11 protein-coding genes are annotated in these 12,682 nt (G+C 60.5%); 4 read left to right on the top strand and 7 right to left on the bottom strand.

The window, feature by feature from the left end:
* Window positions 1-81: 81 nt before the first annotated feature.
* Window positions 82-975: a LysR family transcriptional regulator gene (locus tag GA0061103_RS15490; protein ID WP_092712537.1), complete on the bottom strand. Its 894-nt coding sequence runs from the start codon at window positions 973-975 to the stop codon at window positions 82-84.
* A 529-nt stretch (window positions 976-1,504) separates the two neighbouring features.
* Between GA0061103_RS15490 and odc2 the strand changes: the two genes are divergently transcribed.
* Window positions 1,505-2,638, top strand: coding sequence for an ornithine/lysine decarboxylase (gene odc2 / locus GA0061103_RS15485; protein ID WP_092712535.1), 1,134 nt, complete (start codon window positions 1,505-1,507; stop codon window positions 2,636-2,638).
* A 113-nt stretch (window positions 2,639-2,751) separates the two neighbouring features.
* Window positions 2,752-3,342, top strand: a complete 591-nt coding sequence (locus tag GA0061103_RS15480) for a GNAT family N-acetyltransferase (protein ID WP_092712533.1) — start codon at window positions 2,752-2,754, stop codon at window positions 3,340-3,342.
* 58 nt (window positions 3,343-3,400) lie between these two features.
* Here the strand turns inward: GA0061103_RS15480 and GA0061103_RS15475 are convergent, their stop codons facing one another.
* From GA0061103_RS15475 to GA0061103_RS15450, 6 genes are all read right to left on the bottom strand, one after another.
* The gene (locus GA0061103_RS15475; RefSeq protein ID WP_092712531.1) at window positions 3,401-4,786 is read right to left on the bottom strand and encodes a cytochrome-c peroxidase; all 1,386 of its coding nucleotides are present in this window, start codon (window positions 4,784-4,786) and stop codon (window positions 3,401-3,403) included.
* A gap of 18 nt (window positions 4,787-4,804) precedes the next feature.
* On the bottom strand, window positions 4,805-6,433 hold the full coding sequence (locus GA0061103_RS15470; protein WP_092712530.1) for a phospholipase C: 1,629 nt from the start codon (window positions 6,431-6,433) through the stop codon (window positions 4,805-4,807).
* 426 nt (window positions 6,434-6,859) lie between these two features.
* Window positions 6,860-7,675 (bottom strand): serine O-acetyltransferase, encoded by an 816-nt coding sequence (cysE, locus tag GA0061103_RS15465; RefSeq protein ID WP_092712528.1) that lies wholly within the window; start codon window positions 7,673-7,675, stop codon window positions 6,860-6,862.
* Window positions 7,676-7,788: 113 nt separating this feature from the next.
* A complete protein-coding gene (locus GA0061103_RS15460; protein WP_092712526.1) occupies window positions 7,789-8,778 on the bottom strand; it encodes a WD40 repeat domain-containing protein in 990 nt (329 codons plus the stop codon).
* Complete coding sequence (locus GA0061103_RS15455; RefSeq protein WP_092712832.1) at window positions 8,778-9,890, bottom strand: CobW family GTP-binding protein; 1,113 nt, start codon at window positions 9,888-9,890, stop codon at window positions 8,778-8,780. Before GA0061103_RS15455 ends, GA0061103_RS15460 begins: the two co-directional genes overlap by 1 nt.
* 140 nt (window positions 9,891-10,030) lie before the next feature.
* Window positions 10,031-10,822, bottom strand: a complete 792-nt coding sequence (locus GA0061103_RS15450; RefSeq protein ID WP_092712524.1) for a creatininase family protein — start codon at window positions 10,820-10,822, stop codon at window positions 10,031-10,033.
* An 86-nt stretch (window positions 10,823-10,908) separates the two neighbouring features.
* On the opposite strand from GA0061103_RS15450, the gene GA0061103_RS15445 reads away from it, so the two are divergent.
* The gene (locus GA0061103_RS15445) at window positions 10,909-11,421 is read left to right on the top strand and encodes a MarR family winged helix-turn-helix transcriptional regulator (protein ID WP_092712522.1); all 513 of its coding nucleotides are present in this window, start codon (window positions 10,909-10,911) and stop codon (window positions 11,419-11,421) included.
* Window positions 11,422-11,539: 118 nt separating this feature from the next.
* Complete coding sequence (locus tag GA0061103_RS15440) at window positions 11,540-12,559, top strand: LacI family DNA-binding transcriptional regulator (RefSeq protein WP_092712520.1); 1,020 nt, start codon at window positions 11,540-11,542, stop codon at window positions 12,557-12,559.
* Window positions 12,560-12,682 lie beyond the last annotated feature (123 nt).

Here is a 12,682-nt window from a genome sequence, read left to right as displayed (position 1 = left end):
GTGTTTCGTGAGCATTGATTCACTTCGTTTTCTGGTCAGGAAATGAGACGGAATTGGGACCGGTCGGCCAACCTCGGGCATTCACCCGTTCTTGCGGAACCAGTTGTGCAGGTAGTCCACAAAGATGCGCACCTTTGCCGGGAGATAGCGCCGGTGCGGATAAACCGCATAGATGCCACGGTCCGTCGGCAGGTAGTCGTTGAACAGCGTCAGCAGCTGCCCGCTTTCGATCGCCTTGCGGCCGATGAAATCCGGGACGATGGCCACGCCGAGATCGGCGAGTGCTGCGCGTAGCGTCGCATGCGGGCTGTTGACCTCGAGCGTGCCGTTGATGGCGACATTGAAGGTGGTGCTGTCGGCATCGACGAAGCGGATGTTACCCTGCGAACGGGTGTTGGTGTCGATGATGAAGGGCACTTGAGCCAGATCGGTCGGATGCTCCAGCGTCGGATAGCGGTCGAGAAATGCCTGGGTCGCACAGAGATGGATGCGGAAGTCGGAGATCTTGCGGGCGATCATGCCGGAATCCTCGAGCTTCGTGATGCGCACGGCGACATCGAAGCCTTCCTCGATCAGATCCACGAAACGGTCGTCGGCGGAGATTTCCAGCGCGAGATCGGGATTCTCCTTGGCGAAGTCGATCAGCGATTGTCCGACGTCGGCATCGACGAAGGTGCGGGGTACGGAAACGCGCAGCCGGCCTTTAAGCTGCTGATTGTTCTCGCGCACGAGATCGGCAAGGTTGTCGATCTCCTTCAGGATATCCGAGGCGGTGCGATAATAGGTATGGCCGGCCTCCGTCATCGAGAACTGGCGGGTTGTGCGGTTCAAGAGCAGCGCGCCAAGCTCGTCTTCCAGCTCACGGACATATTTCGACAGCAGCGCCTTGGAGCGGCCGGTCTTGCGGGCGGCTGCCGAAAATCCTTCGGCTTCGACCACGTCGATAAAGGCGCGAATCCGGGTCAAAGTATCCATGGCGAAGCCTCCCGCTAACTGTTTCCGGATGTTGAACAAAATGCTTTGATTTGTTCAATTATTTTTTTGGGGCATGGCTGAAAAATTTTCTTGATTATTACGGCGAATATTCCTATTTCCCGAACAGCCCAAAGTCGCACGTGCCCGTGGGTGTCCGCCGACCCTCGATTAGGTGAGGTCATCGGTAAGGTACCTGGAATTAACCCCTCCAGTCGCTATTCCGGCCAACCGGAAAATGCGAGGACATCTGAAGCAACGACGGTGCGGGCCTTTTTGTTCTCTCCCGGCTTTCCATCAGCCGGGGTTACTGAAGAGGCACACCTTCATTGCCGGAAGTGCGGTTGGGATATTCCCTCCAATCCATGGCAGACAAAGCGAATTAGCGCCGCTTGCGGCACTCGTTCATTATCTGCGCTTCGCGCATTTGCACGGTACCGGGGTCTCCACCGGCTGGTTCCTGAGCGAATGAGTGTCGCCCTTTGTCCTCTGGGTCTTCCCCGGAGCTTTTGGAATTTGAAAGGGAATTGACATGACCACGCAACGTATTCGCGATTTCCTCGCTACCCGACGTCCGGATGGTCCTTGCCTGGTGGTCGACCTCGACGTCGTCCGCGACAATTTCCGTGCCTTCCGTCATGCCATGCCGGACAGCGCCATCTACTACGCCGTCAAGGCTAACCCGGCTCCGGAAGTGCTGCGCCTGCTCGCAAGCCTCGGCTCCAACTTCGATTGCGCGTCCGTCGCTGAAATCGAAATGGCGCTCGATGCCGGTGCGACCGCTGCCCGTATCTCCTACGGCAACACGATCAAGAAGGAGCGTGATATCGCTCGTGCGCACGCACTCGGTATCAGCCTCTTCGCCGTCGACAGCCACGAGGAAGTCGAAAAGATCTCCCGTGCCGCTCCCGGCGCACGCGTGTTCTGCCGTGTCCTGACGGATGGTGAGGGTGCCGAGTGGCCGCTGTCGCGCAAGTTCGGCTGCGTCCCGCAGATGGCTGTCGACGTTCTCGTCTATGCGCATCAGCTCGGTCTGGAATCCTACGGGGTGTCTTTCCACGTCGGCTCGCAGATGACCAAGGTCGATGCCTGGGACGATGCTCTTGCCGATGCCAAGCGCGTCTTCGTCTCGCTCGCCAAGCAGGGCATTCACCTGCAGATGGTCAACATGGGCGGTGGTTTCCCGACCAAGTACCTGCGCGACGTTCCCTCGGCTGAAGCCTATGGCAAGGCTATCTTTGCGTCTCTGCGTGCCCATTTCGGCAACCAGATCCCGCACACGATCATCGAGCCGGGCCGCGGCATGGTCGGCAATGCCGGTGTGATCAAGGCTGAAGTCGTCCTGATTTCGAAGAAGTCGGACAACGACGCCGCTCGCTGGGTCTTCCTCGACATCGGCAAGTTCGGCGGTCTCGCCGAAACCATGGACGAGGCGATCCGCTACCCGATCCGCACGGAGCGCGACGGCGACGAGATGGAACCATGCGTCATCGCCGGCCCGACCTGCGATTCGGCTGACGTGCTCTACGAGAAGAACCTCTATCCGCTGCCGGTGTCTCTCACCATTGGCGACGAGGTCCTGATCGAAGGCACCGGCGCCTACACCACGACCTACTCGGCTGTGGCGTTCAATGGTTTCGACCCGTTGAAGGCCTACATCATCTAAGGTCCGGTCAGGATCTGAAGTTCGACAAAGCTGCCCCCGTAGCCAGCCGGGGCGGCACCCTCACAATAGTTTGTCACCACCGCTGATAACGGTATTGGGCACGGGAGGCCAAGATGGCCGCTGTTCTTGATTCTGTCCGCGCATTCTTTGCGCCGTCCACATTCACTCTCGACCTGGAAAACGCAGGCGATGTCGTTGCGCGCGAAAACCTGCTGGATCGCGCCATGGGTCCTGACCGCCGCAAGAAGTCGTCGGAAAAGCTGCGCCATGGCCGCGTTCCGGCCGAAGGCCTGGCACTCGTCGCGCGCGATCGCGCCGGCCATGTCATCGGCACGGTTCGCCTCTGGAACGTCGAAGCCGGCGTCGATCGCGAGACCCGGCCCGTCGATGCGCTTCTGCTCGGCCCGCTGGCCATCGATCCGGCCTACGAAGGCAAGGGCATCGGCTCGGCACTGATGCGCGCCGCCATCATGGAAGCCAAGAAGCGTGGCCACGGCGCGATCCTGCTCGTTGGCGATGCGCCCTATTACGAGCGCTTCGGCTTTTTTGCTTCCAAGGCCCGCCATCTCGTCATGCCGGGTCCGTTCCAGCGCGATCGGTTCCTCGCGCTCGAGCTGAAGGACGGCTGGCTTGACGGTGCCGCCGGCATTATCGTTGCTAGCGGTCGTAAGCTTGCACAGCCACCGATCGCGAAGGCTGCCTAAAGCGCACGAACAGTCCTGAAGTACCAAAAGGCTTTCGCCCATTCGGGTGGAGGCCTTTTTATTTGGCTGCCTTCACGCTGTCCCTTGCCGGGTCGTATCCATCCGTGAGCGTTTTCAGGAAGGCGACGACGTCGGCGATCTCGGCGTCGTTCAGGGCAGGGGCATCGCCGAGCTTGCGGTTCATCGGCACGTCGATGACGTCGATATTGGCCTGATACTGCGCTGGCAGATCATCATACTTCGTCACCTTGCCGCTCGCATCCTTCGGATAGATCTCCTCCGGATTGGTATCGCGTTTGACATAGAAGCGGGTCACATCCTCCAGCGTGCGGTAAACGCCATTGTGAAAGAAGACGCGGCGGGTGGCGACGTTGCGCAGTGTCGGCGTCTTGAACAGTCCGCAATTCTGCTGCTGGGCGGAATAGGTGTCATTGCGCAACGGGCCGCAAATGCCTGTGTCGTAATAGTGCGCGTCTGCATTGGCTGGAATGGTCTGGTTGCGCGGTGCGCCGAGGGCCTCGAATTCGAAATCGGTAAAGTTCGGCATCTGGCCGTCGCCGGTCATCTTGTCGAGATGGCAGGAGGCGCAATTGCCCTTGTTCGCATCGTCGAACAACTTTAATCCCCTGGCTTCCGCATCCGTCAGCACCGCTTTCCCGCGCAGATAATAATCGTACTTGCTGCTATAGGGATGGAAGGAGAGTTCTTCGACCTGATAGCGGGCAAGCGCGAAGCCGATCTCGGAGATCGTCATGTCCTGATCGTTGAGGATATTGTCGCCAAAAAGAGCCGAAATATCCTTGCCGTAACCCTTCTTGAGCTTGGCATAGACGGTGGCTGCATCGGCATTCGCCATTTCGAAGGGCGAGATCATCGGCTGCAGGGCCTGTTCCTCCAGCGAATCGACGCGCCCATCCCAGAACATGCCGCCCTGCGGCACGAGATTTGCTGCGGCTGCCGCATCGGCCTTGACGACGGCCTGGGCGGTCAGCGGACCGGTGACGGCGGCGGGGGCGTTGGCAAGGGCCACGCCCGATGCTTCGGTCATCGGCGATGCCTCTGCGGCCTCGTCGGCAGTACTTTCCTCGCCGATCGAGAAGGACGGCGTCGACATCTTGTAGGCGAGGCTCGGCACTGCGCGGATGCCGGGCTGATCGAGGTGCGGGCCGCCGAGCTGGACGGCAAGATCGTTGGCCGGTGCATAGTGGTTGGCCGGATCGTGGCAAGTGGCGCAGGACATCTGGCCGCCGCCGGACAGCGACGGATCGAAGAACAGTCTCTTGCCGAGCTGAGCCACGGCGCTTAACGGGGCTTGGTCGTCATAGCCGTTAGTGGCCGAAGTGTCGGTGGCCGGTTCGCTTGCCATGCCGGCAGCCGCACCCGCGAGCGAGAAGCCCGCGAGTGCAAGGAGCGGCAGGAGACGGCGGTTGAACTGCAAGGGCATTTCCGCCTCCCTATAGTTTTACGATGCCTGGTTGCCGGTCTTCGGATCGAGGATCAGTTTTGGCGTATCGCCCTTGGACCAATCGAACATGTTGTTCAGCGAGCCTGAGAGCACATCGAAGGAGCCGCCGCCGAGGCGAGCGCCGGCCATCCAGTTATCCTCGATGAAGCGCATGACGGAGGTCTGGTCGGTTAGCGTGTGGTCGACGAAGTTGACTTTGGCGTAGGGGGAGATCACCAGCAGCGGCTGGCGGGTGCCGTAGCCGCAGCGCCCCTGCGCCGGCTGTCCGTTGACGCCGGGGAGCGCCGTGCCGGTGGAGCAGCTGTCGCCGCTCAGCACGTCATAGCCCTTGATCGGAAGCTTCGACGGATTGACGACCGCGTGGGCATGGTCGTACCAGCCGTCGGAATCGTCATAGAGGACGATGATGGCGGTCTCTTTCCAATCCGGCGAATTCTGCACGGTGTTGACCACTTGCGTCACGAATTCCTGCTCGTCGAGCGGGTCGGAATAGCCGGCATGGCCATCCTGATAGGCAGGCGCCTTCAGGAAGCTGACGGCAGGCACGTTGCCGTTCTTCAGCGCCGCATAGAAGTCGGTCATATCATATTCGTGGTTGGCCGCATCGGTCGTGCCGATCGCCGCCACCGAAGACGGGCGTGCGTGCGTCGGGTTGGCGGTCGAGGCGTAGTATTGGAACGGCTGGTGATGCGGGATGTAGTCGGCGCTGTTGACCTTGGTCACAGTCGAAGTGGTTGCGCGCTTGCAGGCCGTCGTGCCGTCCGGATTGGTCTGCGTCAGATCGAAGCCGCCTTCGAAGAAGCCCCAGGTGATCTTGTGCTCGTTCAGCATGTCGCCGATGTTCTTGCCGTACATCAGGGCCGTCTGGCCGACTGAACAGACGTCGCCCGTCGGATCGAAGTCGCTGATCGCGGTCCAGCCGCCACTGCCGTCCGGCACGATGCGGCCCTTGGAATAGGTGCCGTCGCTTTCCAGTGTGTAGCCGGGTGGCAGGATGACGCCGTTGGTCTGGCCGGAAATCAGGTTCAGCGCGCCGGGGGTCGAGGGGCCGAAATTGGTGGAGAAGGAATTGTCGCTCAGCGCATAGTGCTGGGCATAGTTCCAATAGGCTGTGACGGTGTTGCCGTCGTAATAGCCCATGACCTGCCCCTTCGTACCGAAGGCGCCGGCCGCACCCTTGGTGCCCTTGCCGGTATTGGCTGGGAAAAGGTCCATGGCGAAATTGTTATAGGCGGCCTGCTCGGCGGTATAGCCGTGGTTCTGCGACTGGGTTGCCGCCTGCGTGCGGTCGAGCCGGAAAGGGGCTGCGGCATCGGCGCCGTTTGCCGTGTTGGTCTTGTTCGGATTGGTGTCGAGAAGGCCGGCATTGGCGAGCGTGTTGATATCGCTCGGCGTATTGTCGGCTGCCTTGAATGCCGGTTCGCCATCGACGTTCGCAGCCTTGGGGTAGGTCGCGAAATAGTGGTCGAAGGAAACGTTTTCCTGGAAGATAACGACAAGATGCTTGATGGGTGTTGCAGTATTCGGTGCCGGCGCGGTATCGGCGGCGCCGGCGGCGGAACAGAGCAAAACAAGGCTGAGCGCGCTGCCGGTAGCAAGGGCGGCACGACGTGAAAGACCGGTCATGGTGACATCCTCTTCGAGTGGGGGGCATTGCTCCGGCGCTGTTGCGCCACGCCGGGCATAGAGAACCCTTTCGAGCTATCAACGGAGTATGACAGTTCCATGAAGGGTGAGGGGAGGGGATTCTGCTTTTGCCGAGCATGGCGTCGACAAGGGGCTGATTCTGCAGTGAGTGCCGATGGCTTTTTGAGAGCGGCTGTCGGTGAAAGCGGCGATGCTACCTTATGTCACGGGTGGGGCCTCCACCCGCCCTCGTGGTTCGAGACGGCCCTTTGGGCCTCCTCACCATGAGGGCTAGTCTGTGCCGTTTGGGCTGTGGCCTAGGGCGTTGGCCTGCTCCGCCTCATCTGAGGTGCGGAGCGCCCTGAGCTTGCCGAAGGGGGCGGAGCCTCGAAGGACGAGGCGGCCCCGGTCACCCAAGTATGAAAACTAAATATTCTGATCCATCGTCTCGGCCGGGATCTCATCGGCGCGGTGGATGCGGACGACCACAGCCGGTACGCCGGCGACGGTGCAATGCGGCGGCACGGGCTTCACCACGACGCTGCCGGCCGCAACCTTGCTGAAGGCGCCGACCTCGATGTTGCCGAGGATCTTGGCGCCAGCGCCGATCATCACGCCGTGGCGGATCTTCGGGTGACGGTCGCCGCTTTCCTTGCCGGTGCCGCCGAGCGTGACATTCTGCAGGATGGAGACTTCATCCTCGATGACGGCGGTTTCGCCGATAACGATGCCGGAGCCGTGGTCGAGCATGATCGACGTGCCGATCCTGGCAGCCGGATGGATATCCGGGCCGAAGACCAGCGAGACGAGGTTGGAAAGCCAGCTGGCGATTTCCGTGCGGCCCTCGGTCCAGAGCGCATGGGCGATGCGGTGCGTCTGCAGGGCATGGAAGCCCTTCAGGTTCAAAAGCGCATGCAGATAGGTGGTGCAAGCGGGATCGCGGGTGCGCACCGCGACGAGATCGGCTTCGACTGCCTGCAGGATAGCGGGATATCGCTTGAGCACATCGGACAAAAGCGAAAGCATGTCGCCATGTTCGATCCTGACGACGCAGAGACGGGCGGCCAGGATATTAGCGAGGCTTTCGGCATTGGTGCTGCCGGCAAGCAATTGCGCCTGCAGCAACGGAGCGAGCGTCGGCTCGCGGGTCGCAAGCTCGGCGGCCTCGCAACGGATAACGTCCCAGACGTTCTCTGACGGAGCAGGGGAATCACCAGCAACTGCCGTTCCTGACTGGGGCATGATCCTGTCTTTCTGTTTAGAGCGGTCGGCGCGTCATTGAATCGCTCAACCGCTCTATTTGTTTCTACACAATTCCGGACGGAAAACCGCTGCGCACTTTTCCTGGGGTTGCTTCAGGCCGAAATGTCGATGACGCCGCAATCGCCGGCTTCGGAAGCAAAAGCGAGCAGTTTGCCGGACTTGCTCCAGCTCATCGAGGTGATCGCACCCTTGCCGGGCCGGCGCAAGAGCGCTTCCTTGGCGTCGCCGATGCGCACCGCCAGAATCATGCCGTCGATGAAGCCGATGGCGAGGATATCCTCGGCGGGATGGAATTTCACCGACGTCGCCATGATGTTGGCACGCGTACCAAGCTCGAGCGGGGCCTTGCCCATCGGGCCGTCCTTGCCCTGAAAGGGCCAGACGATCGCGGCCGGTGCGCCGGACGAGGCGAGCCATTTGCCCTTGTTCGACCAGGAGAGCGACTTCACCTTGGCGGGATAGCCGGTCATGCGCATGTGGCGGGCTTCGGCGCCGGGCTTCGTATCCAGCTTCCAGCCGTGCAGGGCATTTTCCTGCATGGTGGTGACGATGAACTGGCCGTCCGGCGAGAAGGTGACGCTCGTATGGGCGCCCTTCCATTCGAGATTGACCGGCTGAGCGCTCATGCCGACCCAATGCAGTGACACGCCGTTATAGCGGGCAACGGCAATGCGCAGGCCCTTGGGCGCGAAGCCGATGCCTTCGACGGTGCGCTCTTCCGGAAACTCTTTCGTCGTCCCATCGGAGAGCCGCACGAAGGTGCTCTTGCCATAGGAATAGGCGACGGCGCCTTGCGGTCCGGCAGCAAGCTGGCTGATCCATTTGCGCGGCGCTTCGGCAAGCACCGTGGTGCTTCCATCGGCTGCGATCCTCAGGACCTTGCCGTCTTCGCCGCCCGAAATCAGGCTTTCGCTATGGGGATCACGGATGCAGGTCAGCATCCCCTGATGGGCTTCGGTGACTTTCTGACCGCCTTCGAGGCGATGGACTACGCCGGCGGCGCTGGCGAAGAAGGGGGTGTCACCTAAAAATTCGACGGCCAGAACGTGGCCGTCGATATCAAGCGGAGCGACAGTTGGCATCAGGCAGACGCCTCGCAAGCCTTGAAGCTTGCTTCCAGCTTTTCGCGGTCGAGCTCGCGGCCGATGAAGACGAGGCGGCTCTCAAGCTTTTCGCCGTCCTTCCAGGGACGCTGATGATCGCCCTCGATGATCATGTGCACGCCCTGAACGACGTAGCGTTCCGGATCGTCCTTGAAGGCAATGATGCCCTTCAGGCGCAGGATGTTCGGGCCTTGCGTCTGCGTGACCTTCTGGATCCAAGGGAAGAAGCGTTCCGCATTCATCTCGCCGCCGCGCAGCGAAACCGACTGCACGGTGACGTCATGGATCGGCGACAGGCCATGGTGATGATGGTCGTGATCATGATCATGGTGGTGATGATCGTGGTCGTGATGATGGTGGTGATCGTGATCGTGATCATGGTCGTGATGGTGGTGATCGCAATCCGGGCCGCAGACATGATCCTCATGACCGTGCTCGAGGAAATGCGGATCGCTCTCGAGAGCACGTTCCAGGTTGAAGGCGCCCTGGTTCAGCACGCGGGCGAGATCAACGCCGGAGCGGGTCGTCTTGTAGACGCGGGCAGCCGGGTTGATGGCGCGGACGATATCCTCGATCTGGGCAAGCTCTTCGGGAGAGACGAGATCGGACTTGTTGATGACGACGACGTCGGCAAAGGCGATCTGGTCTTCGGCTTCGCGGCTGTCCTTCAGGCGCAGCGGCAGGTGCTTGGCGTCGACGAGTGCCACGACGGCATCGAGTTCGGTCTTGGCGCGAACATCGTCATCCATGAAAAAGGTCTGAGCGACGGGAACCGGATCGGCAAGGCCGGTCGTTTCGACGATGATGCCGTCGAAGCGGCCGGGGCGGCGCATCAGGCCTTCGACCACGCGGATCAGGTCGCCGCGAACGGTGCAGCAGACGCAGCCGTTGTTCATTTCGTAGATTTCTTCGTCGGATTCGACGATCAGGTCATTGTCGATGCCGATCTCGCCGAATTCGTTGACGATGACGGCGTATTTCTTGCCGTGATTTTCCGAAAGGATGCGGTTCAGCAGCGTCGTCTTGCCGGCGCCAAGATAGCCGGTGAGAACGGTGACGGGAACGGGCTTTTGCGTGGCTGTTTCGGTCATGGGAGCCTCGAAATATGGAAGGTTGCCCCGGGGAGCAGACATTGGTCGGGTTTCATATAAGGAGTTGGAGACGCCAGTTCAAAGGCTTTTATATGTTATAAGATCACATTGGGTTGCGGAGATGCGGATTGATCGCATGGTCACGACAGCGTCGACATGTCGAAGCTGTCGACATCTTCAAGCAGCTCGATGAGGCCCTTGACGGCATGTGCGATCAGCCGCTCGCCTTTTTTCGCCGTGGCCACGGCCGCGTTGCCGGCCACACCCTGGCTGCTCAAATCGGACATCTTCCAGCCGAAGGCGTGAGGGCCGTAGGCGCGCAGATGCTTGAAGCCCTTGATGAACTGCGATTGTCGTGACGGGAAGTTTGCCGCTTTCGACATGTCGACCTTCTCCGGATGGAGGGCGAGCATCACCGATGTCTCGATATCGCCGCCGTGAATGTCGATGGCTTTGTCGTCCGGCGAGATCAGCCCATCCGGCACGCCGAAACGCGTCCAGCTGGTGGCGACCGCGAGCATGTTGAAGCGCACTCGGGCTTCCGTTGCGACGATGGTAATCAACGGAGAATTGCCACCATGGGCGTTCAGCATGACGAATTTGCGGATGCCGATCCCGCTTAGCCGCTCAGCTATGGCAAGCCAGCGTTCGATCGCTTCGTCGAAGGTCAATGTTTTCGTGCCTGTGACATCCATGTGTTCGACGGAATAGCCGACGGGTTCGACGGAAAGGAAGGTGACGGGCAGATTCGCCGGCAAGGCAACCTTGAGGCGTGAGACGATTCCTTCGGCAATGAGTGCGTCGGTTTCGAACGGCAAATGCGGGCCGTGTTGCTCATAAGCGCCAAGCGGCAGCACCGCGATCCATTTTGTTCGCTCTTCAGGCATCAATGTTTCATCATTGTCATCGAAACATGGCAAAGGATGCACCATCTGAGGGTGTGCCTCTTGTTTATGTCAGTAACCTGCGCAATGTCATAGCGTGATGACTTAGCGGCGAAAAGGTCAACGGAATCACGATGGGCAAAAAGAACAAGGTCGGGAAGAAAAGTAAGTCAGGTAAGAAGAAGGATCACCGGGACTACACGCTTGCCGATCTGTCGCCGGCATTGACGCAGGCGGCGCGGTCCATGCGCACGGTGATGACGCGCAGCCTGACGGCGAGTGGCCTCTATGCCGGACAGGACGGTGTCATTCTTGCCCTGGCGGCAAGCGATGGTCTTCCGGCGGGTACGCTGGCGCAAAAGCTCGGCGTCAAGGCGCCGACGATGACGCGCACGATCGGCCGCATGGAGGCGCAAGGTTTCGTCGAACGGCGGCCGGATGCGGACGATGCCCGCTTGACCAAGGTCTATCTGACCGAAGCGGGGCGAAACAGCGTCAGCGAAATCGAAAGTTCGGCGGCAAGCTGCGATGAGCTTGCGACCCGTGGCTTCTCGGAAAAAGATATTCGCTCGCTCGTGCGCCTGCTCAAGACGATCGAGCATAATCTCCAGGCCGGCGACGACGATGAGGATGATGACGAAATCTGAGAATCCTCAAGAATTCGTGTTGCGCGGCGTGATTAAAGCTTTTAATTAAAGATTTTAAATTCCGGAATCGTAAAACGAACGGGATATGTTACGGCTGCGTTTCACGGGGAGGGAGCGCGTGGCGCAAAAGATAAAGCTTTCTACGATTGCGGAAACGCTGGGTATTTCAACGGCAACGGTATCTCTGGCCTTACGCGATAGCCCGTTGGTCGCGGTCAACACCCGCGAGAAGATCAAAGACCAGGCCCGCGCGCTGGGCTATATCTACAATCGCCGCGCGGCGAGCCTCAGAACATCGCGATCGGGCATCATCGGCGTCGTCGTTCACGACATCATGAACCCCTTCTACGGCGAAATCCTGAAGGCGATCGAAAGCGAGCTCGACCGCAGCCGCCACACCTTCATTCTTTCCAACCATTACGATTCGGTCGAGAAGCAGCGAACCTTCATCGAGACGCTGCTGCAGCTCGGCGGCGACGGCGTCATCATGTCGCCGGCGATCGGGACGCCGCCGGAGGATTTCGAGCTGGCGGAAGAAAACGGCATGCCGGCCATCCTCGTTGCGCGTCAGATCGATGCGCTGGATCTGCCGACCTTTCGCGGCGACGACAGCTACGGCATCTCGCTTGCGACCAACCACCTGATCAGCCTCGGCCACCGCACCATCGCGATGATCGGCGGCACCGATCAGACATCGACCGGACGCGACCGCTATCAAGGCTATGTCAATGCGCTGCGCAAGGCGGGCATCGAGGTCGATCCCAATCTGCGCATTCCCGGCGCTCGCTCGAAACAGGGCGGCTTCGAGGCGGCCGTGCACTTCCTGTCGTTGCCGCAGAAGCCGACGGCGGCTGTCTGCTGGAACGATCTGGTCGCCATCGGCCTCATGAACGGCATTTCACGCGCCGGCCTCGTCCCCGGGCGGGACATTTCCGTCACCGGCTATGACGATCTGGAGGAGGCCGCGATTGCGACGCCGGCCCTGACCACCGTCTGGAACGGTCAGGCCGAGGTCGGAAGGCTTGCGGCGCGAGCGCTTTTGGATAGGTTAGCGGGAAGCCATGAGCCGGATGGTATCCATCTTATCAAGCCGGAAATGCGCATCCGCCAGTCCACGGCGCCCTATAAAGCTCGCTAGAGCGTTTCAGCGTTTCACTGAGCCGCTCTTCTCATTGATTTAACGCGATTCCGGACGGAAAGCCGCCGCGCACCTTTCCGGAATTGTTTTCGTCGCGACGAACCGTATCTCAAGAGGAAAGAT

Origin of the sequence: Martinezella multihospitum (genome assembly GCF_900094585.1) — a bacterium.
Classification (GTDB): domain Bacteria; phylum Pseudomonadota; class Alphaproteobacteria; order Rhizobiales; family Rhizobiaceae; genus Rhizobium; species Rhizobium multihospitium.
Note: the sequence above shows the minus strand (reverse complement) of the source record. Positions and strands in the feature narration are given on the sequence as shown.